Below are 23214 nucleotides of genomic sequence, written 5' to 3'. Positions count from 1 at the left end.
GCATTGGCTTGTATAAAAATGGCTAAGTGCGAAGTATTTGGCCGGCTTACAGTTAAGGTTAAGTAAATAAGGTTAGGTTATTAATGGATACTACGTCCCCCAGCGCATTTGAACCTACAAGTGCGATACTCGGCTTTACTTCGGTTAATGGTTGCCTACGAGCCATTTTGACGAAGCGAGAACTATCTCAGCCAACAGGTCAGCCGCTCTTTACCTATCAGCTATCAGAATCCGAATATCATCACTTACGAACCAGTTTAAAAAAACAAAAATTGCCAACAAGGTTGCATGGAGATAGTAGCTGGTGTGCCGCTTTTTGCCTTTTTAGTGCTGAATGGTATCGACGTCAATATCAAGGTGGATGGAGCTGGAGTGGTATATCAAGTAGCTTAGAGTTTGAGTTAGATGCTAACCAACGTAGTAAGGTAATAAAAACAGGTTTTAAATATTGGCAGCGTACGGTTAGCCAATATAACGATGAAAGGCATAGTTTTCTTGGTTCAGTGTTTCGAGAGGGCGGTTTGCCCTATGGGCTGCTAGCGAGTGAAGGCGGCCGTTTCCAAACAATCTTTAAACGTATTCTTAGGGTTTTTGACGACGCTCAGGAATTTGGTCAATCGCCTTTTCAGTTAGTGTCGGAGGGCCTTGAACATTTACCTGAGGCATTTAGACAAGAAACGACGGTTGATCTTATCACTAATATGGCGGAGCTATTGCTGCGTTTAACCGACGAATACAACCTGCAACAACAAGAGCAACCAGCCAATCATTTAGACACCCAATTACCCAATTGGCGAGATCTATTTCCAATCCCGCTTGATGTAGACACCGGAAGTGAATTTCTCACTGGCTTGCTGACTTCAGCCTCCGTTCAGCGAAAAGATAAATCACAACAAACAAAACGAATTATTTGCAGGCAAAGGCTTTCGAACAATGATGATTTGGGCTTTGTTGCTCAAATTAAATTGATGAAGGCGATACCTATGCCTTTTAAACGCGAAGCATTGATTAACAGTCGAGTTGAGTTATTTATACAAGAAGGCAATAGAGTAATTGCAGAGCTAGGCATTGGTCATACAACCTTTGAAGGAGAAACGACGAAGGTTATTTTACGAACTCCTGCTTGTGAATTTCGTCGCCAAGCTATGGAGCAAGATCTGTACTTAGTCGTATTGCAAGCCGGTGTTGAGCTTCATCGTGAAGAAATCGCTAATTCTGATCTCGCTATGAATGAGATGCCCATTGTGCTTAAGTCAGACGGTGAACATGATTGGGTCGTTGGACAAGGAAGTGTAAATGTTAAAGCAGATCAACTGAAAGCTATCTTATCAAAAGGTTCGACGTACACTGCCGAGTTTCCAGAATTGTGCACATCAGTAACGACAGAACACTGCCAGTTTGTCCACTTTAGTGGGGAAATTAAGGTTGATTATTATACTGAAGATGATGAGCATGATACTTATGTAATATCAACGCGACAGTCTGCAGTCTTAGCAGAGCAAGTGAGCGTTCGAGGTGTCAAATTACAATATTACTCAAGTACTGGACAACCTATCTATCTGGGGTTGCCAACCATTACCAGCCAAGAAGCGCATACAGAATTATGGTTAGGTAATAAACCACTAGGAGAAACGCATCAAGCTGGCTTGTTTGGTATCCAATCAGTACGTTTAAAGGCGAGTGGTAATCGAACAATGCTTCGTAAACGCCTCGCTATTCTTCCGCAATCATTCGGCATTGAACTTAAGCCGTCTAAGCAGGCTAATAGTGGTTTTGTCGATCTTCATTGTGAAAGGAACTTATTTGTATCCATAGAAGGCGAACAGGTCTCCTATAAACAAACCAATATAGAAGGTGGCAAGAGAATAACGGTGACAGCTGAAGGGTCACCGCCAGCGGATATTATTCTCTCAATCAGTGCTAACTTGATGGCTGACCCGATAAAAGTACGGGTACCTTTTCCAGCCTCAGGAGCGTTAACCTTTGACAAACATGGTAACGGTCTAGCCAATCGTATCACCATCGATGATTTATTAGGTGCACGTATTCAGTTTTTCCCGCGTGTAGATGTAGCGGCAAGTTACCATATTGAATTGAAAGGGCCGACGAGGTCTCGTGATGCGTCTTATTATTGGGAGTACAAGGTTGCAGATAAGGTGCTAGAGGTCAGCTTATATGAGTTTCGCCATCGAATTCGCGAACTATTGGCAGCATCTGGTGAACTTGATGATGAAATCCGAATGGTTATTGGAGGGTCGGGTTGTAGAGAACAACAAACTATCATTGGACGATATGCCACAGAAGCTCAACAGCTAACTGACACTGTGAGCTTTAATGTAAAACTGGAAAAAGAGCTCATTATTAAGCCAGAATTGATTAATTTGGCTGACCCAGCAGAAAAACCGCACGCCCTTCAACAAAGATATTCCAATGGCGTAGCGACAGGCGTATTCGAGCTAAATACAAAATTATCTCAGCCAGCGTTAATCGTTCCTTCAAACAAGACTCAGTTGGCTTTTCGCGCGAAGTTTATCCCAAGTCGTGAGCCTATTGAACACTCTAGTGATGTTAAAACTTTAAATAAGGCGGTTGCGTTATTTCATCCAGTAACTAACCCAAACGCGATAGCCGATGTGCTCCCAATGTTAGCGAATGACTTTAATCACAGTAGCTGGCGATTTATCAACGATTTGTTTGCTAATTACTCGCATCTTCCGATGGCGACCTTTGAAGTGTGGAAGGCAATAGTGACGAATACGACTTGCTTATCGGCTCTTGCGTTTAAAGCCGATAACCCCGCTCAATTAATGGAACGTTTGAAAGTTGAGTTCAATGTTATTTGGGAGCTTATACCGCTGAGTATTTGGCGGTCACATACTGTTAAGTATCGCCAGATGTTGCTAGATATAGGGCTGCCTGAAAAAGTGGTGGATAACAAAGTTAAGAGCAAGCTAGAAACTCTTTCTGAATTTACCCCATTGTTTGAAAAGCAGTGCCGAGCACTAATTGACGATCAATTTACTCAGCAAACAACCAATTTATCAGCTGTGTTTCAATACTTTCTACCGAAATGGAGCCAGGACTTGATGCGAGTTCACTTGTCTGACCGTGAATGGCCTAAAGTATTTGGCTATGACTTAGAAACATGGTGCCAGAAACATTGCGAATCGCTTATTCATTTTGAAGTAAACCGAAGTTCACACAAAAGCGTGCTTTATTTCCCTATTTTTGCCGCTGCAATGGCGTGTGGAAAAGTGCAACTGGAAGAATTGTCCCCGTCACTTTACCCCATAGATTATTTCCATCTACGACAGATTGTCGAGTTTGACCGTCATTGGTTTAACCCCGTATTTCAGAGTGCATTGTGCGTATTTTCCCAAGAGGAAGCTTAAATGAAGCAATATTTTTCCACGCTAAAACAACAAGCTAATAGCCGAGCAAAAGAGTCAACTTTAAGTATTTTGGGTATCAATAACCCGGCGCTTAGAAACCATTTAAGCGAGAGAATGGAAACGGATGAAAAATTTGTTCACGGCCCAGTGTTTGAGCAAATGTTCTCTTGGGAAGCAGACGAAATAACGATAGAAGACCTTTCTACCCCCGAATATAACAACCTACTCAGCCCAGAGCTACTAGACGCGCTAGATGTAGCACCGCATAAAGAGGGGTGTAAAAGAGACAGTAGCTGCAAGTGTAAGTATGTTCTGAATCGAGAGATAAAGCCGTACAAACATCAACTAGAAGCATGGAGAGGTCTGCTTGACCCTCGCCCCCAATCCCAAATTATCACCAGTGGTACAGGTTCGGGTAAAACAGAGTGTTTCATGGTACCAGTTCTCGAAGATTTGTATCGAGAAACACAACAGACCAACAGTTCGCTAACCGGGGTGAGAGCACTATTTTTGTATCCTTTGAATGCGTTAATAAACTCGCAGAAAGAACGACTGAATGCTTGGACGACACACTTTAACGGTGATATTCGTTTTTGTCTGTATAACGGTAATACGCCTAATGACCTTAAAGCTCAAGATAGGCAAAGGCAAAAAAATCAGCCTCAGGAAGTGCTTTCGAGAAAGTTGATGCGAGACAACCCGGCTCCTATTTTGGTCACCAACGGAACCATGTTGGAGTATATGTTGGTGAGGCAAGCAGATGCTCCCATTATCCAGCAATCGCAGGGCAAGCTGCGTTGGATCGTATTAGATGAAGCGCATACGTATATTGGTTCCCAAGCCGCTGAACTTGCTTTGCAGCTAAGACGTGTGATGCAAGCTTTTGATGTTAAGCCAGAGGATATTCGATTTATTGCTACGTCCGCAACAATTGCGGGCGCTGAAGCAGAAACGAAACTTAAACAATACCTCGCTAGGCTAGCTAATGTCGGCGTAGAGCAGGTAGCCGTCATTGGGGGGAGACGCGTTGTTCCGGGCTTACCCAAAGTAACACCAGCAAACCTAACCATCAGTGAAATAGAAGCGATAGATCCAGAAGGTGAACAACCTAAAGAGAAGAAGCTAAGTCAAAACTCGGAAGTATCAGAGCGTCGATACTCTGCTTTAGCGAGTTCCAAACTAGCCGTTAGAATACGAGAGTTGTTAGCTGGCGACAATATAGGTCCGGTACATTACGCTGAATTGCTTGATAAATTACAACCTTATGATTTAAACGAAGCAGAATTATGCCGATGGCTAGATATCTGTACCGGAACCAAGCAGTTTCATAACAGTGAGGCCTTTTTAAAGCTTAGAGCTCACTATTTTCAGCGCACATTGCATGGTTTGTGGTGCTGCATTGACCCAAATTGTGCGAATAAGAAACAGTCTAAACTGAATGGCGCATGGCCATTTGGTCTTGTTTATAGTGAACATCGTCAGAAATGTCATTGTGGGTCTGCAGTACTTGAATTGACATTTTGCAATGATTGTAATGAACCACACCTATTAGCCATAGACCAAAATGGTCAATTGCAACAATGTACCGGGAAAATAAGCGATGAATTTTCGCTACTTGATGAAGAAGAAAAAGAGGTAGATGAGGAGCGCTCAGACCAGTTTTCCAAAAAGACAACGGCAAGTGATACTCAAGTCGTTATTGGCTCAAAGCAGAATGATGATTACCTATTAACAGGCTTTGATAATGCAGGTCGTGAAGAGTTTTTGGATAATAGTTCAATTCACTTATCGAAGTCGATGAATGAATCACAACAATGTTGCGAATGTGGTTACTCAGGTAGAGGTCAGTACAGTAAAGCGTTACGAAGAGGGTTGTTGGGTGCACCATTTTATACAGCAAATGCGGTACCAACAGTATTAGAATACTGTCCGGATATTGAAGTCGATAAAGAATCCAAAATAGGTCCTAATTCTGTCCCGGGTCGAGGGCGTCGGTTAATTACTTTTACCGATAGCCGACAAGGAACGGCAAAAATGTCCATTCGAATGCAGCAAGAAGCAGAGCGCTCTCGATTGCGAGGTTTAGTATTTAAGGAGCTTCGCAGGCATGTTGAAGAGAAAGTCGTTATAGATGAGGCGTTACTCGACAGCGTAAAGGACTACTTGAGTATGCCTATCGACAAATTACGAGTCATGTTGCCATCCATCGAACAATCCATGCCTGAAGATGCAAAGGCACTAAAAGAATATATTGATGTTGTCAGTAGTTCGGTTGCTATACCTTTGCCTCAAACGATCCCTTGGTCTGAATTGGCAGCTGTTATTAAGCAAGATAACGATCTAAAAGAGTCGATGTTAAAAGAGAACAAGCGGCTATCGCCAGAAATTTTCGATGACTCGACCGGACCTTTACGACTCACTCAAATGCTATTGACGAGAGAGTTTGCGAGACGGCCAAAAAATAGAAACAGTCTAGAGACTCAGGGGTTGGTCAAAATAGTCTACCCAGGATTGGATAAAATCGATGTTGTTCCGGAGCTTTGGGAGAATTACGGCCTAACGGTAAAAGATTGGCGTGATTACCTTAAAGTTTGTTTGGATTTTTTTGTCCGCGAAAACTCTTATATAACCATTGATCGTGAATGGATTCGTTGGATCGGTATGCACTTTTCACCTAAAACATTATTAGGGCCAGATGCTAGTGATGTCGATGAAAACAGAGCGAAGAGTTGGCCGTTAGTGCGAAAAGGCAGTAAACGTCAACAACGTATAATCACTCTGCTCACTGTTGCCACAGGAATTGATATTACGAGTACATTAGGAGAAGACACGGTTAATGGTTGGTTGATTTCTGCATGGAATGCATTAACTGGATCAAAAATTTTACAAGATTCAACAGCAGACAAACAATATAGTTTGAACCTGACTAATGTCAGCTTTTCTTTGATGAATTCGGCTTATATATGCCCGATTACGAACAAGCTGTTGGACACTACGTTTAAAGGGATCACTCCTTATATTCCGTTTAAAGGCCAGTTATATAGCAACCTATGTGAAAAAGTGAAACTTCCCGCAGTATGGGCTTTTGAAGGAAGTGACGACTTCTTACTTTCATTGATTCTAACGCGCAAGGATATTGAAAAATCATCGGAAGTGAGATCACTTAGAGAGCAGAATTTGTGGACGGACATTAATGACCGAACAGTAGAGGGTGGTTTTTACTATGCTTCAGCAGAACACTCTGCGCAACAATCCGCTGAGCGACTTAAAATCTATGAGGATGAGTTTAAAGTTGGCAGGAAAAATGTCCTCAATTGCTCAACAACAATGGAAATGGGCGTTGACATCGGGGGTATTACAGCGGTAGTGATGAACAATGTGCCGCCACACCCTGCGAACTATCTTCAGCGAGCAGGTCGCGCTGGTCGATCTAAAGAATCTAGAGCGATAAGTTATACGCTGTGTAAAAGTAACCCTCATGATACGTTGGTTTTTAATAACCCGAAATGGCCATTTACTACCGTTATACCAGCTCCTCATGTTGAATTTTCGTCTGAGAAATTGGTGCAGCGCCATGTGAATTCATTTTTGATGGGGCGCTTCTTAATTGAAGAGGTTGGATTAACGAATAAAGAGAAATTTAACTTAGATCTTGAGTGGTTTAATGCGAAGCTTAACGGTGAAAAATCTATAGCAGAACGTTATATTAATTGGCTAAAAACGTGTGATAAGAGATTTGAATCAGCTTTATCTACTCTAATTGAAGGTACTGAGTTGAAAAAAATTCCTTTGACACAAATCTGTAAGCGCTCGGCAAAGAAAATAGAGGAAATAACCACGCGTTGGCTAAAAGAGTATCAATACATAGAAAATGAATTAGTCGGTGTTGATCCAGATGGACCTTACGCTTTTAAGCTAAATAGTGAAAAGTCCCGTTTATGTAGAGAGTACTTACTACGGGATTTAGCGACAAGGGCGTTCCTGCCTGGATATGGATTCCCTACTGATGTCGTAAACTTGGATACCGATAATATCGTCGATTTTAGAAGGCAGCTTCAATTTAGGAATCTAAGTAAACTTGATCGAGAGGATAATGTTTCTATCAATCGAGGGTTACCAAGCCGAAATCTAGCTGTTGCAATTCGAGAATACGCTCCAGGTTCAGAAATAGTTCTTGATGGGCGAGTACATCGGGCGGCTGGCATTTCTCTTAACTGGCAGAAAATTCACGTTGATGGCGCGAAGGATTCACAGAAATTTGACTTAGCTTGGCGTTGTCCAGGTTGTGGCCAGACAGGTTACGAAACGGATCTGGAAATACAATCTGATTCAAATTCTCTCGTGTGTACCAATATCGCTTGTGGACAAAGTATTCCTGATAATACTGACTGTAGAAAAAAAGTGATTCAACCTACAGGTTTTGTCACTGATTATTATCGAGAGCCAACAAATAATATTTCGAATAATAATTATGTTCCAGTACAACCTTCTTGGGTTATTGCATCCGGTACAGCGACACCATTACCCATGCCTTCACTTGGTTATATGGTGGCGGATACTAATGGAAAGGTCTTCCATCATAGTTCTGGGTTGTCTGGTAAAGGATACGCGTTATGTATGGCTTGTGGCCGCGCAGAGTCGATGACAGCGAAAGGTGAGTTGCCAAATGCGCTTAACTTTGAAAAAACACATAAGCCCCCGCGTCCTAGTAAGTTCGATAAAGATGAAGTAGGTCGACACGCTGATTGTGATGGGTCAGCCAAGATAATGTCTTCAATTCATTTAGGTATTAACTCTCGAACCGATGTATTTGAGCTGGTGATTAAAAACCCCAAAACGGGTGAATACATACCTGATAATGAGCAGGGTCGGAAAGTCGCGACTACATTAGCTGTGGCATTACGAAAGTGTTTAATCGAACAACTTGGAGTGTCTACAAATGAGGTCCAGTATAGCGTTAGGCCAACAGTTATTGGTGAGAATCAACACGCATTAGTGCTACAACTGTTCGACAGCGTGGGCGGCGGTGCCGGATTTTCGACTTCCGCGCCATTTCATATCTCTAAGATATTAAATGGATTAGTTGGAAAACTTGATTGTAGGAAGCATTGTGACGCGTTTTGTCCTGAATGTCTTTTAGAGTCGGATTCGAGACACGATACCGATAAACTCGATCGCATGTTAGCAATAGAATGGTTAGGAGATGATTTTAAGCACTACGTATCACTTGCTACTAAGCACCAAAACCTTATCAATGATGGAAAATACTGCCCTCAAACTATTGAGGCGCAACTAACCGATTTACTCAATGAGAAAGTATCGGAATGTTTGTTTGTTCTTTCTTCTGAAGTCGAAAGTTGGGATACATCTCTTGTCTTGATGAAATCAAAATTACATGAACTATTGGCGAAGAATATAGCTGTTTCAATAGTCGTCTCGAAAGTTGATTTTACTGAAGAAATTCTGAGTTTTTTAAGGGAAATACAAAAAATCGGGGTTCAACTTAGATATGGAAAAGAGTGTGGGGCGATTGTTTTTCAAGGCTTAACCGGTAGCGGTTGGTCAACATTAGCTAACCTTGATATTAAAGCAACCACCCCTGGAGAGTATTGGCTTACAGCGGAAGATATTTCCATTATTTCTTATAGTGAACCAGAAATAGCGACAACTCCTTTCGAATTAGACTCCATGGAGCCAACTCACTTGTTAGGAGCTGTTCATGTTGATCTCACGACTGAATTAAATGGACCGCTATCAAACTTCGGCAGTGGCTTTATTAAGTTATTGAAAAGTAAAGATGAGCGATTAGCAAAGCTGCTTAAAGAAGGTGAGTTGAAAAGTATTTCATATTCGGATAGGTATCTCCAAAGTCCCGTTTCTTTGTTGTTGTTAGCTGAGGCTCTCAAAGTACTAGGAGAAACATCGGATTGCCAAATAGAAGTCAACAGCTGCTTTGATGAACAAAATAGAAATCCATTTGCTGTTAATCATGATTGGAACGATCGCTACGATTATGACGCTATATTTAATGCGTGGTTGACTCATATGGCCGGCAAAAAAGTAAATACCAACATAATTGATAACAAACGAGAAGTACCGCACCGAAGAGCAATACAATTGCATTTTTCTACTGGTGATATCGTTGAAGTAACTCTAGATCAAGGCTTTGGATATTGGCGTTTAGATCTCGCTGGCGGGATGCATCGATTTGATTTCATGAGAGATACACACGATCAGATAAAGAGGCTAATTGAGGTTTATAAATTGGCGAAGGTGTCTAATAGTGCCAGCTGGTCTACTTGGATAGCAGTTAACGTGTTGTAAGCATTTCAAATGTTAAAAGGTAAAATATGAAAATAACGTCACTGACTGTTGGTGGGTTTAAGGGAATAAAGACAAAGGCTGTCATTCCGTTGGCACCTATCACGCTTTTCTTTGGTGCGAACAGTACGGGTAAAAGTACCGTTCTTCATGCGTTATTATATTTGTACGAAGTAGTCGCGAAGCGCAACTTTGATGCACAATATAGCTCAATAGCGGGCGAAGCCCTCTATTTTGGTGGATTTCAAAACCTAGTTCATGGCAAAGACTTAAATGGCACTATCACTATAGGTGCCACTCTTGATTTTAGGGATGGTGCAACGGATATTTGGGATGAGTATTTGTCCGATTCTGAGCGTTGGTTACTCGAATCTTATTTAGGCTTTACTCCTGATTCAGAAGCGGATGAATTTAATTTCGAATTAGATATTAGATGGGATCACCTTAAACAGAAGACATTCGTCAGCCGTTATGAATGTAACAGTAAAGGAAATGAGTTGTGTTGCATCGAATCGCAACCAGGTAAACAACAAAGTAGCATCACTCATTATCAACCGTTACCTCATTGGGAAGTAGATGAATCGTTCTCATTAAACAACTTATTTGATTCGGGAGAATGGGAAGAAATGTTCCTGAAAGGTCAGGACGCATTACCTAATATCTATACTCGTCTAGATCTATCTAATGCTCCATTCTCTTGGAATAAAGTTTTTCCTGATCATCCTTTAGCTGCAAAGTTATTTGCAGAAGCGACATCTTCTCAAGCGATATTAGCGCCCATGAAATTGTTGGTGAAAAAGCTAGAAGACTTCATTCATATCGGGCCACTACGTGTTGTGCCAAATCGTTCGATAGTGTTAAACAGTAAAACCAGTCCACAACGTTGGTATGATGGGACTGCGGGTTGGGAGACGTTCGCTTACTCGAATGAAAGTGTTAAAGCTAAGACCAATGAAAAATTTACAAACAATGATTTCTTTGGCACCAATTATTGTTTTGAAGCACCTAATCACGGCGAAGCAAGCTTGATTGAGAAAACCGTTATCCTCAAAGACTCGCACACAAACATACATTTATTGCCATCAAGCGTAGGTGTTGGCGTTTCTCAAGTATTCCCATTCGTTGTTGCCACATCACTTGAACAAGACCTTATCGTTTCGTGTGAACAACCTGAACTGCATATCCACCCCAAATGGCAGTTAGCTTTAGGGGATATGATGATCGAAGCAGTTAAGAACAACCCAGATAAAATGTTTCTCATCGAGACTCATAGTGAGCACTTGATGTTACGCCTTTTAAGAAGAACGATTGATGAAGGGACGCTTTCAATAACGCCTGATGAGATTAGTGTTATCAATGTGTTTAAAAACGACGATGAAATTCATTATCAACGCCAGCGTATTACAGACAGTGGGGATTTCGAACTTGACTGGCCGGAAGGTTTCTTTGAAGAGCGCTACGGAGAGGTGTAAGAATGATTAGAGAATATGCCGTGGACCCTGATGCCTACACAAGAAACTTAGATGCTTTACAGCGTTTCTTTACAGACTTTAGAGCAGAAAAAGGGCGAGTTGTTACCGCTATCCCAAATTTGCAGCGTAACTGGGTAAGGGCGCAACAAGATAGTATTAGAGCTATGCAGTTACCTCCAGTACAACGTAGAAAGTGTTTTGACAAAATTTCTGAATTGGCAAGCAGCTCATTGATGCCAGGTATACAAATACCAGCAAACCTAAATTTATGGATAGAACAGGCAAGACATGTAAAAGGGGAGTTGGGTACAGAGGCCATCATTACATGCAATACCGACGAAGCAAACGGTGAATTTGATTACGCTGAGTTGATGTTTAACGAGCCGCAAAATTGGATTATCGGCCAAACTATTAGCGTACCGAGAAATGCACAATCGCTAGCAGACGCACTTTCAGTGTCGCTTTCATTAGCTGAAGTCGCTATGTTTATTGACCCATATTTTCATCCCTCAGATGATAGATACAGGCTACCCTTTATTGAGTTTGTTAACCGCCTTTCTGCGGGCCGCCGGCCATGTCGAAGAGCGTTGGTGTATACAGCAATCCATGAAGGAAAGACGAGAGCGGATTTGCAAAGAGGCTTAACTGAACATGTGCAACCTCTATTGCCTGCTGGGTTTGAAGTGGAGTTGTCTCTCTGGCCGCCGAATCTAATGCATGACCGATTTGTGTTAACTAAACAAGTGGGGTATTCATTTGGGCATGGTTTGGATGAAGCTACTTATCAAGGGGCCATTGATGTCAATGTTAATAGGGTGGCAGAAACGGCCCGCCAGTCTGAGTATCGAAAGTTTTCAAATACAGCCGTGCGTCAAGGTGACCCAATAATTGTAGTTGGCTCATAGCTCACTAGTAGATTAACTCCTCAGCCGTTAGGTACTTGTACCTAACGGCTTTTTTATACCCAAAACAAATCAATGATTAGGTAATTATTTTTACGAATTATAAATTTATTTACTACAAAGATTTGTGATTTTCCACTTAGATTCAATGAAATCATAGTGTTAGCGTTGGCATGTTTGTTGATGCCATTATAGTTGTACGTCATTGAAGGCGGGAGCGAGAAAAGAACAATAACAACTCAATGCTTTACTCGTCGGGTACACAGAAATGCTCGTTAAGAACGTGCATAAGAAGAACTACGAATGTGATTTCCTGAATGAGAAATTATGCGTTTCTCTTGGCATGAAAACTAAATAAGAAGGAGTCAGTTATGACAACGTTGGTAAGTGCAGTTAATCCAAATAGAAAAGAAAAAATACAAACACTAATGGCTCAAATGAATAGCGGTTTATTAGAAAGAGAGCATCAAGTAAAGCTCATGATGCTTGCTGCTTTGTCAGGGGAGCATGTATTGTTGATAGGGCCTCCCGGTACAGCAAAGAGTGAATTAGCGAAACGCCTGAAGAGTGCGTTTGTTGAAGCCAATTACTTCGAGCGTCTAGTGACACGTTTTTCTGTACCTGAAGAGTTATTTGGCCCTCTTTCGATTAAATCGTTAGAAGAAGACCGATACAACAGGTTAACTAGTGGATATTTACCAGAAGCATCCGTTGCGTTTATTGATGAAATATTCAAAGCCAATAGTGCGATATTAAATAGTCTTTTGACGTTGCTGAATGAACGCCAGTTCGACAATGGAAATCGAAGAGTTGATGTTCCCTTAGTATCTGTAGTTGCAGCGAGTAATGAACTACCTGATGGTCAGGAACTAAGTGCACTGTACGATAGATTTATTCTGCGCTCTTACGTGTCACCTGTGTCTAATGATTCATTTGACAAACTATTGTGCGGTGCATTAGTGGGTTTTGATCCAGAGCTCAATATCCGTTTGAAAATAGAAGATTTAAATGAGGTACAGCATCTCGCCGAGAAAGTAGTTATAACTCCCGCGACATTAGAAGCTTGCAAAGAGTTTCGACATTACTTAACCGCACAAGAGATTTACGTATCTGATCGTCGTTGGCGTAAATTGGTGAAGTTGATGAAAGTATCAGCTTTAACCTCCGGTTATAACGAAACGAGTATCTACGACGCGTGGATTCTTCCTCATTGCTTATGGGAACAACCTGAACAGTTTGAAGGTCTTCAGGACCTTTATAAACGCTTGGTGACAGTTGATGGAAAAGAACCGCCTTCACGACTAATAAAAGTGATAAAGGCTTGGGAAGGTAAGCTTAAAGAAGATCAAAAAACGCATAAACAAGATGCGAAAGGTCGCCCCTTATACCTCGACAGAGATGGAGAAGAAACAACGAAAGAGGTGAGTAAATACCATAAAAAAGATTATCGCGGTAAATTACTTTATACAGATCGTTACGGAGATGAGACGACAGAACAAAATCGACATTACTCTGGCTCACAGAAGAATGAGCCAATCATGGAGGCGGTCAAAAATACTTCAATACCCCTGAATAGCTCTTTTTCCAAAGCTCATATTGAAGGGCGAGTTAGAGAAATCCAAAGTCTAAGAAGTAGTGTAGAATCCAATTGCAATCATGTGAACAAAGAGCTATCAGAAGTCTCTGGCTACTTTGATAAACACCTCTGGCTAGAAAAAAGCTTATTGTCTGAAGTTACCAATGCTCTTCAAGCGTCTATAAAAGAGGGTGATAAATTACTTAAAAGGGTTGCTTCGTTGGAATCAGATTTTAAAAACCTTCCTCTAGAAGAATCCCCAACTTTAATTCTAGATCCAAGTAATAGTGACGTAATCGAAGGAGAACTGTGTGATTAGCGAGTCATATCAGGTTCAATCTCCGTTATTCAACTTGGATAGTCAATTTACATGCCTCGATAACGTGCCGGAGAAGTTTCTTCCCGCTGTAATTACAAGTACTAATGGTGAATTAGTAGAACGGTGCGAGTCCCTAGTTAATTCCAGAAATGAACTTCTTGTGGGTGGGAGTCCGACTAGTTTAAATCCCTTAGCCCCTCAGTCACTGACAGATGCAATCAGTAAAGTGATAGAAGAAACTGGATTAAGTCGATACTGTGCAAAGAATGAAGAGGTCACGGATGCGTTGCTTTCGGACGTTCTTACTCTAATAGAGAAGCTTCAATCGAAGGCCTCGCCTTTGGTATTTGACATGATAAAGAAGTTAGAAGATGAAGCGTTAAGCCAAATTAAACAAACTTTAGAGAAGAGAAAGAACAAGCGCAATCAAACCAAACCTCTTTTTCTCACTAACACACAGCGAAAAAGGATTGCCGCAACCGCCTCAAAGGAAGTCTGGCAGCAATTGCTCGGTGAACAAGATGGTGTTGGAATCTTGCCTGATATATGGCAAGAGAGGCTAGCGGTATGGTCTCAATTAGAAGAGGTATTTACTGAACTTGGACTGATTACAGGTTTAGGTTTTGACTTATCAAAAGGCGTTTTCCAAAGCCATGGCTGGCTCGATATTGTTCGGTTAAACAAGCTTGTTAAAAAGCTTCCCAAGTTGCAAAACCTGATTCGAGACTTAGGGCGTGATGAGCAAGCAGAAGGCTCAGTCCTTGAAGAAATAGTAATCAAAATGAGTGCTACTTCCAGACATGAAAAGTATGTAACGACACCTCTTGTTCCAATGGAGACTAAAGGCATTACTCGCTCTGATTCGATCTCTAGAATGTTGCCTCAAGAAGCCTCACTGTTAACCAACCCTGTACTTAAAAAACTGTGGCACGCCAAGCGAGCAGAGCATGCTTTAATTTCTTACTCAGTGGAAGGAACTGATACCCTGGAGACAGAAGAGAAGCTAGAGCAAGAGTGTGTTAGTGAAAAGCAGGGTAATAAAAGTAATAAGAACCGAGGCCCGATGGTGATTTGCTTGGATACGTCGGGCTCCATGGCTGGGTTGCCCGAAAATATTGCCAAAGCCAGTGTTTTGGAATGTCTAAAGGTCGCATACAAGGAAAAGCGTCGCTGTTACGTTTATTTATTTGGTAGCAAGGGAGAAGTCAGTGAGCTTGACCTAACATTGGATGCTTCAGGCTTTAATGACTTACTTAACTTTTTAACCATGTCCTTTAGTGGTGGCACTGATGTCGACGAGCCTCTTAATAAAGCTCTGCAAAAATGTGATTCGGAAGAGTGGTATAAAGCCGATATCTTGCTAGTTAGTGATGGCGAATTTCCAGTGTCTTCGGGATTAAGTAGAAAAATTAGCAACCGAAGGAAAAATCATGGGTTACAGGTTCACGGTATTCAAATAGGTAACTCTCACTACGCATCAATGAACAAAATTTGTGAACCCATTCATTACTTTTCAGAGTGGACTGACTTAAGACGTTAGTAAAAATTAAGGATTGTTATGTACCAAGCAAGAAATATCTTCGATGTGTCTATTCAAGACGCTGAAAGGATTTTAGAAGCATATGAACACATGAAGAGTATTCCAGATTTGGGACGTGACCCTGAAGAATTAAAGCGTGCTGCGCTGATAATGTCTTTAACCGCATGGGAAACTTATGTGGAAGACAAGGTTAGTGAGGAAGTTGCATTGCAGACAAAGGTACTTCAAGGCTCTCAGATAGGTCACTTCATCAGTAATTCATTGGAAAAAGAACTAAAGTTCTTTCATACGCCGAATAGCAAAAAAACAAAAGATATTTTTGAACGTTTTCTTGGTATTGATGTGACCGGTTCTTGGTCGTGGCCTGGTTATGAAGATCCCAACAGAACTAGAGCTAAACTCAATGAGTGGATACAGAAGCGTGGGGATGCAGTGCATCGTTCTGTTGTAGATAAGCAAACATCTCACTTGATCAGTAAGCCAGAAGCTGAAAAGTGCATTAAGTTCTTTAAAAACCTAGTTGAGGCCACTGAGCATGCCATTATTGTCTCTTCTTGATGACCGTTCGAAGCCCAAAGGCTCCAGAGACCCTTTGGGCTTCGAGTTGGTTTGGAGTACTTTAGGCCGTAATGTCATCGGAAATCTAACAACAATTACTTCTTCTCTTGAAAACTTCACAACGGCATTACTTGGTTTTTACTGGGCAAATGAATTGGCTAGTGAATCAGAGCCAACAGCTCGCAATAAGCAAATTCGAGAATACTTTTTACGTTATGAACAAGTTGCAGCCTATTTAAGGCGTATTGGGCAATCTAATGCAATTATGGGGATTAACCGTGTTTCACAGCGCATGAATGAGCAAAATAAAATTGCGATTGGTACAGGTAAAGAACAAATACTGAGTAATCAAGCCAGTTATGGGCTGTGGGGGCTTTATTCTTCCGCAATGAGAGACACTGGTCTTATTCGTGGTAATGATAGGGAATTAACCGAAAGCGGATTACAAATTGCTTTGCAGTTAGAAGCTCTTGTTGATAAGCCAGCAATTCAAGAAATGATTAGTGCTAAAGAAATCTCAGTTCAACGTTTAGAAAGCTATTCCGCTGAATTTATGGATATGCTGGCTAATCCAGCTATCACGTTAAATATGCTTGAACAACTGTTAGTCGGTATTACTAGCTCCACAAAGTTAGAACAGGGGCAAAACTGCCTACAGCAAGAGCTATGGCGTCATACTCAGGAGCTAGTTAAAAATCGAATTCTTATGAGTAACAAAGATAGTTATATTAATGAACTGCTAAACAAAAACATTTCACCTCAGTTAAAGTCTGCGCTCAAAGAGATTACTGTGGTAGATGAAGTACTAGCGGCTATCAATAACATTTTCCAATACTGCCAGACCCAGCATGGTGTTGAGTTAGAAAAAGTCATTAAGACTTTAGAAGATAAAGAGTTTGATTTTTCTTATCTGCCAGACGAATTACCACAGTCTAACTATCCGCGAAAAGATCAAATTTCAATGATCCTTAAACAAATCAAATCTTATGATTTTACCAATGCTATCACGATGATCATTGATCTTAATAAGGTAGTCATGCAGAAGCGAGGTGGCGCAGCATGGATTCGAGTTGATGAAAATAAGAAACTCGACGTGTTGATCAAAAGCGAATCAGCAAAACTATTAAACACTGAAGAATTAAGAAAAAAATGGGCGTATGACTATTTTATTGGCTCATTTTTAACCATGGCATTAACTTATCAAAATCTTATGATTTCCGAGGGGAAATAGTATGGAGAAATCTTCAATCACCAATGCATTGGCCTCGGTAATCAATGACAAACATATAATCGCAGCTGTTTTCACTTCATATACATTTGAGCCCAATTTTTTCGAATTAGAAGTAATTCCCGAACTATTGCCAACACATACACCTTACTCGACTGACGAGCGCGTTAAGCTATTTCAAATTAGAGAAATACTTAGGGAATCAGATTTAAGCATTGATGTATTCTATGATGCAAAAGTGTTCAAGAAAGAGCAGTCACCTCAAATGGAGTACCTGTGCCATGGTGTCACCGCAGGTAACCGTGCATTTCATGCCAAAAATATTTACCTACTGGGTGAGGATGATGATGGAAATCAAACACTTCTGTTTTCTTCTGGTTCAAATAATCTGACCCAAAAAGGTTGGTGGGAAAACATAGAGGTACAGCATTGGGAAGATGTATCGAGTGGTAATGTAAAACAACGTTTTTTGAACCGCTTAAAGTCAGACATCGCCTTCCTAGAGTCAAATCGACATCGTAATATCAACTCTGATGCAATTACGGCTATTAAAAGTTTCTTAGAAGACTGTACTTATTTTAATCGTGCTCCAACGGTTCACTATTTTGATCTGGAAAGAACCAAAGGTGATTTTTTTAAGTTTTTGAAACAAAGTGAAGTACTTAACCAATATAAGAATTGGAAATTAGAAATTATATCGCCATTTTTTCCTGACGATCCTAAAAGTAAGTTACATCAAAAATTTTATCCTCTTGGCGTTAAAAGCATAACCATGCTTTTACCACAAGATGAAGAGGAAACGGCATTTTGCCAGAAAGAATTTTTTGAACACATCAATGACAGTGATGATATTGAGTGGGGGCAATGGACAGAAGAACTGCAGACTTCATTAGGGTTAAATCAAGATGTTTTTCGTAAGCTGCATGCCAAAATTTTTCATTTTTATAACGGAATGCAATCATGGGTATTTATTGGCTCTGTGAACTTCAGCCATATGGCAACCTCTGAAAATGTGGAGTCGGGGTTCTTTGTTAGGTTACCAAAAATCAAATCGATGCTTGAACCTCTTCAACAGAAAGCATTCGTTAAATTTGAGCCATCGACAATCGAAGAAGGACCTGAGGGGGATGCTGATAGTGATGAAACCTTACCTGAGTTCTACTTAACGTATGACTGGAAAGAAAAAACACTGATTGGTCGAACATCAAAGTGCATGAAGTATGAGATCCAACTTCATGGTCCCAATGGTGACGTTGTCACCAATCCGTGGCAAGTTACTTACAATGAAACGCATTGTGAGCCGAGTATAAATCTTGAAGACGCTTTAAAAAACAGTTCTCTGATGGAAGTCAGTGGTGTGAATGAGAGAACGAATAAACCGTTTACAACTCATAGGATTATGATTCAACAAACAAGCTGGACACATAAACCTATTGAACTTCCAACTTTAACACCTCAACAAATACTCGCTATCTATTCAGGTATGAAGCCAGAGCAACGTCAGCTTGTACTAGATAACGCCTTCATCAATAGATTGGTATTAACAAAAGCCGGTGGAGAGATCACGGGCATTGATGACGACCAGGTTGAAAACCAGTTCTTCTGCGAATATGCCGAAATTTTCCAAGCATTTAAAATTTTAAATCAACGTCTAAAAGTTGCCTTTGCAAACGATGCTTCAGAACAAGTTGACTATTACCTAACAGGGGCTGGTATAGATAGCTTACCTTCGCTTATTCAATGTGTGTATGACAAAGAGTCAGAAAATTACGATGGAATTATTGCTTATTTATTATCCCTTTCTGCATTGGAAATTCTGAATGACGATGACTTTGTTTGTCGTTCAAATGTTGAAGGGTTGATCAATGAAATTGAAAGGCGCATCAGAGCACTTAAACATAGTGACGATATCAAACTCGACAATAATTCAGCAAAAGATCGTCAGCGATTTTTTAATTGGTTTGAAACCCAGTTTTCTCATCCCTACGACACTGAATCGGTTCAATAAATGAGTGACCAACTATGACAATGCTAGATTTGGAAAATGCCCGAGAATTGGTCGATTTTTCAGGAGGGCAAGAATCTCTAATACCTTTAGGAAAAGTTCAGCTAGAAGGCGCAGTCGCTCTGCATAATATGATTGCAGATCCTAGTGTGGGGCTTGGCTATCTTGCTGATGAAGTAGGAATGGGGAAGACTTACATAGCACTTGGTGTTGTGGCCTTGATGCGCTATTTCAACCCATCGCTAAGGGTTCTTTATATCTGTCCGAGTAAGAATGTTCAGGATAAATGGTTAAAAGAGTACAGAAGCTTTATTGCACATAATGTGAAAGTTTCTCAGTATCGTATTCGTACCCCAGATGGAAAATCGGCTGTTCCCCATATTAGCTGCAACAATGTTCCGGAGATGATCTACGCTGCTTCGAGTGGATATTATGCTGATTACTTTATTTCTAAAGACAGTTTTAGTATCAGTTTGAATGATGACCTATTTCTATGGGAAAAGCGCTGCGATGAGTTGCAAGAACTTGTACCAGCTAAAACCTGGATTAAGATCATTGAGTCTAAGCATGATGTTAAAGATAGATATGCTGAAGCTCTGAATTACATCTTGCCTACTTTTGATCTTATCATTATTGACGAGGCACATAACTTTAAACATGGCTTTGAAAGCAGCGATCGCAATCAGGTGTTGTCTAAGGTTTTAGGTTTCAATGGCAATTTACAGCCAAGGGTAAAAAATGCACTTCTCCTGTCAGCTACACCATATGATCGGAATATAAACCAGCTGAGAAATCAGTTGAGATTGGTAGGAAAAGGAAACCTCCTACCAGACAATATATTTAACGACGATAAAGAAAATATAGTGAAACACCTTCGCCACTTTATGGTGAGAAGACTGAACCGTATTGAAGTGAATGGCCGTGACCATACTCGAAACATGTATCGAAAAGAGCATAGAGATGGCGCCTCGGCACAAGTTCAGCTAAAAAGTGATCATCAAAAATTGGTTACAGCACTGGTTCAAAAGAAAGTTGGTGAGAGCCTAAATAGAGCAGGGGACAGCCCTGCATTTCAAATCGGTATGATGGCTAGTTTTGAAAGCTATGCACAAACAGCAAAATCATTGCCTGTTCAGTTCGATAATGATGATACCGACAGAGACACGAAGGATGCTCAAGATAGAAATGTCCTTGATCGTATTGTTGAAAGCTACAAGGAGTCAAATCTTGGTACCACTTTACCTCATCCCAAAATGGATACCGTTTGCGAACAGCTAAGTGGCAAGTTATTTAAACAGAACAAAAAACAGATTGTCTTCGTAAGACGTGTGAAGAGTGTGAAAGAACTGAAAGACAAGCTCGATGATCACTATAGTCAGTGGTTAGAAAGTTACATTTCTGAAGAGTTGAGCTTATACAAGCCAATGAATTCAATGTTTAAAACATTATTTGAAGCATATAGACACGACAGCCGTTATAAGGAAGAGGGCATTTCTGAAGGGGAATATATTGAAGGCAAAGAGGGGACGCCTGATGATAACCAACCCCCGAAGAATGATACATTTTTCTCTTGGTTTTTCCGTGGAAAATTAACTCAAGAAGCGGTTGATATTACGGTAAACTCGGTATCGAATTTGAGTACTCCAGACGATATTCGTAAAGCGACATCATCTAAAAATCGGGCGATTGGTCTGATTTTTGAGCATAATTGGGCAGCGTTTATCCTAACGAATCAAAAGGAACTGGGTAACTTAGAAAAGCTTATTACGAAAAATCAGGATGATTTGTTAACGTATGCAAGGAAGTACAGGGATTCCAAACAACCGAAAAACAAGCTAGATGAATTCAGGGCTTGTCAGCTGGGCTTTATTGAATGGTTAATGTGCTCTGATACTAAATATTTGTTCTTGGAACCTTTACTACAAGGCTTAGTGACACATTACTCCCCATCGATTAATAATAATGGGGATGTGTCGCTCGATGTACTCCAGAAACATCTATCTAGAGAAACTTTCTACACTGAACTTCAGAAAAAAAACTTATTACAAGTTATATTTCCACTTCAAGATGCTCTCTACTCTGCACTCATGAACAATGGAGATTGTGTTGCGCTACTAGAGAAACTAGACGTTCATAGCCAGGTTATTAGTTTATGCCTAAGAACTGGGCATGGTATCATTGATCTCTATCTATCCCGTTTGAAGCAATCTCCGGGTAAACTTAAATCAAAAGACCGCACTGATTTACTAAAAGATCTAGTCTCGCGTATTAAGCAACAACAAAAGAGTGCGGGCTTCTCAACATACCAAGAACTATCAGCACTAGCAGATCAACTGGATCACATTATTAAAGTGAATATCCCTGAAGTTCTCGATAAAAAACAAGATGAGAGACGTTCGTTTCTAAGTAAAAGATTAAACCCTGTATCACCTGTTATTGGCGCAACAGGTGAAACCTATGGTATTCGTTCTGCCCAGGCTCGTAAATTTCGGATGCCGGGATACCCATTGGCGCTGATATCAACGAATGTATTCCAAGAGGGCGAAGATTTACATTCCTTCTGTGACAGTGTGGTTCACTACGGTTTATCCGGCTCTCCTGTGAGTATTGAACAAAAAACAGGACGTGTAGATCGAGTAGCATCTCTTACGCAACGTCGATTCATCTCGCATGGAGAATCTGAAGGTAAAGTGACATTAGAAGATGATCTGATACAGGTTGCTTTTCCCTACATAAAAGAAAGCATTGAACTGCTACAAGTTAGACAGTTATGTCATAACCTGAATGATTTTATCGAATCACTTCATGAGCTTGAACAGCCAACAACAAAACCACTCGATACTGTAAATACAGACGAAGCTCTGAGTGATAAGTCTGATATTCCATCTCAGATAGTCAGTTTTTTGAAGTCGCCTTATGCAGAATTTTCATTCCCTGATTTATCAGAGATAAAGCAAGGCATTATTGAAAAGCATAGTACTACAGTAAGCGATACGGTTGCGCACGTAAAATCACTTGTTGAGCAATTTGAGCAATCTATTGGTGAAAAAGTAACAGCGCAAATTAGTGCAGCGAAAAGGACTGGGGATCTGTTATTTCACACCGAACGTGAATTAGCTCACTACCAACTTTCTAACGATTGCTTGTTCGAATACATGCAAAAGGAATGCTGGCAAAAACCGCATCGGACTCTTGCTGTTGAAACTGGATCTGGTAGTTACCAGTTGTATGCGAATAGTGAAATGCTTGTTGGTGATAATACGATTACACAAGCTCAGGAAATTGAGTTCTCCTTTGACAGACTTGGACTCCAACGCCTTAAGGGAGAAAAGCATTTTCCTCAATCTGAATGCCTTCTTAGTTATTCTAAAGATGTTCGCTATTCTTCATTACAACTGAATAATCATCTGTTAGATGTCACTGTCGATGTAACTTATAAGCCAGACCATATCGCCTTAAGGTTTGATATTGGGCATGAAGCATTACGGCGTTATCATACTGTCGAGGTCTATGAGCTCGATGGTTTATGCCTCTTAATTAGTAAGGCTGTCTTAGCTGAAAATATAGCTAAGTTTGGTGTCAATAAAGACAAGAAAATTGTTCAATACACGTGGATGAGAAACAAGAAAATCGATGTTGTTGAGTTTTTGCTTGACCAAGAGGGGGGTATAAGTGGACGGATTATCCATCCACTAGATAACTTCAGTTGGGAAGAGTTTGTCTATTGTACTTATACTCTAGCTGTTGAAGCGGATAGATTAGAGTACATAGTAGATCATCAAGATAAGCTGTAGTCTTTTCAAAAATCTGTAGCCAATGTGTAAGTTGAAGGTCGATAGTTACTAAAGTAACATCTTAAAGCTCTATTTTTATAATTATTATTTTAATCAAAAAGATAGGT

At 40.6% G+C, this 23214-nt stretch carries 10 protein-coding genes; all 10 read left to right on the top strand.

Annotated elements, in window-relative coordinates; translation table 11 throughout:
- Positions 1-83 precede the first annotated feature (83 nt).
- The 10 genes from IHV80_RS08925 (at position 84) to IHV80_RS08880 (ending at position 23107) form a co-directional block, all read left to right on the top strand.
- Positions 84-3392: an STY4851/ECs_5259 family protein gene (locus tag IHV80_RS08925; protein ID WP_192888781.1), complete on the top strand. Its 3309-nt coding sequence runs from the start codon at positions 84-86 to the stop codon at positions 3390-3392.
- The gene (locus IHV80_RS08920; protein ID WP_192888780.1) at positions 3393-9716 is read left to right on the top strand and encodes a DEAD/DEAH box helicase; all 6324 of its coding nucleotides are present in this window, start codon (positions 3393-3395) and stop codon (positions 9714-9716) included.
- A gap of 26 nt (positions 9717-9742) precedes the next feature.
- On the top strand, positions 9743-11185 hold the full coding sequence (locus tag IHV80_RS08915; protein WP_192888779.1) for an AAA family ATPase: 1443 nt from the start codon (positions 9743-9745) through the stop codon (positions 11183-11185).
- A gap of 2 nt (positions 11186-11187) precedes the next feature.
- Complete coding sequence (locus tag IHV80_RS08910) at positions 11188-12090, top strand: hypothetical protein (RefSeq protein WP_192888778.1); 903 nt, start codon at positions 11188-11190, stop codon at positions 12088-12090.
- A 368-nt stretch (positions 12091-12458) separates the two neighbouring features.
- Positions 12459-13982 (top strand): AAA family ATPase, encoded by a 1524-nt coding sequence (locus tag IHV80_RS08905; protein ID WP_226088481.1) that lies wholly within the window; start codon positions 12459-12461, stop codon positions 13980-13982.
- Positions 13983-14016: 34 nt separating this feature from the next.
- The gene (locus IHV80_RS08900; protein WP_192888777.1) at positions 14017-15522 is read left to right on the top strand and encodes a VWA domain-containing protein; all 1506 of its coding nucleotides are present in this window, start codon (positions 14017-14019) and stop codon (positions 15520-15522) included.
- Positions 15523-15540: 18 nt separating this feature from the next.
- The gene (locus IHV80_RS08895) at positions 15541-16080 is read left to right on the top strand and encodes a HEPN domain-containing protein (RefSeq protein WP_192888776.1); all 540 of its coding nucleotides are present in this window, start codon (positions 15541-15543) and stop codon (positions 16078-16080) included.
- Entirely contained in the window at positions 16058-17311 is a 1254-nt protein-coding gene (locus IHV80_RS08890; RefSeq protein ID WP_192888775.1) for a hypothetical protein, read from the top strand. Before IHV80_RS08895 ends, IHV80_RS08890 begins: the two co-directional genes overlap by 23 nt.
- A gap of 1 nt (position 17312) precedes the next feature.
- A complete protein-coding gene (locus tag IHV80_RS08885; RefSeq protein WP_192888774.1) occupies positions 17313-19316 on the top strand; it encodes a phospholipase D-like domain-containing protein in 2004 nt (667 codons plus the stop codon).
- A gap of 14 nt (positions 19317-19330) precedes the next feature.
- The gene (locus IHV80_RS08880) at positions 19331-23107 is read left to right on the top strand and encodes a DEAD/DEAH box helicase family protein (protein ID WP_192888773.1); all 3777 of its coding nucleotides are present in this window, start codon (positions 19331-19333) and stop codon (positions 23105-23107) included.
- Positions 23108-23214 lie beyond the last annotated feature (107 nt).

This window comes from Vibrio bathopelagicus, assembly GCF_014879975.1.
GTDB lineage: Bacteria > Pseudomonadota > Gammaproteobacteria > Enterobacterales > Vibrionaceae > Vibrio > Vibrio bathopelagicus.
Note: the sequence above shows the minus strand (reverse complement) of the source record. Positions and strands in the feature narration are given on the sequence as shown.

Coding starts and splice junctions, on each gene's coding strand:
- IHV80_RS08925 (WP_192888781.1), top strand. CDS start 84: ATGGATACTACGTCCCCCAGCGCATTTGAACCTACAAGTGCGATACTC.
- IHV80_RS08920 (WP_192888780.1), top strand. CDS start 3,393: ATGAAGCAATATTTTTCCACGCTAAAACAACAAGCTAATAGCCGAGCA.
- IHV80_RS08915 (WP_192888779.1), top strand. CDS start 9,743: ATGAAAATAACGTCACTGACTGTTGGTGGGTTTAAGGGAATAAAGACA.
- IHV80_RS08910 (WP_192888778.1), top strand. CDS start 11,188: ATGATTAGAGAATATGCCGTGGACCCTGATGCCTACACAAGAAACTTA.
- IHV80_RS08905 (WP_226088481.1), top strand. CDS start 12,459: ATGACAACGTTGGTAAGTGCAGTTAATCCAAATAGAAAAGAAAAAATA.
- IHV80_RS08895 (WP_192888776.1), top strand. CDS start 15,541: ATGTACCAAGCAAGAAATATCTTCGATGTGTCTATTCAAGACGCTGAA.
- IHV80_RS08890 (WP_192888775.1), top strand. CDS start 16,058: ATGCCATTATTGTCTCTTCTTGATGACCGTTCGAAGCCCAAAGGCTCC.
- IHV80_RS08885 (WP_192888774.1), top strand. CDS start 17,313: ATGGAGAAATCTTCAATCACCAATGCATTGGCCTCGGTAATCAATGAC.
- IHV80_RS08880 (WP_192888773.1), top strand. CDS start 19,331: ATGACAATGCTAGATTTGGAAAATGCCCGAGAATTGGTCGATTTTTCA.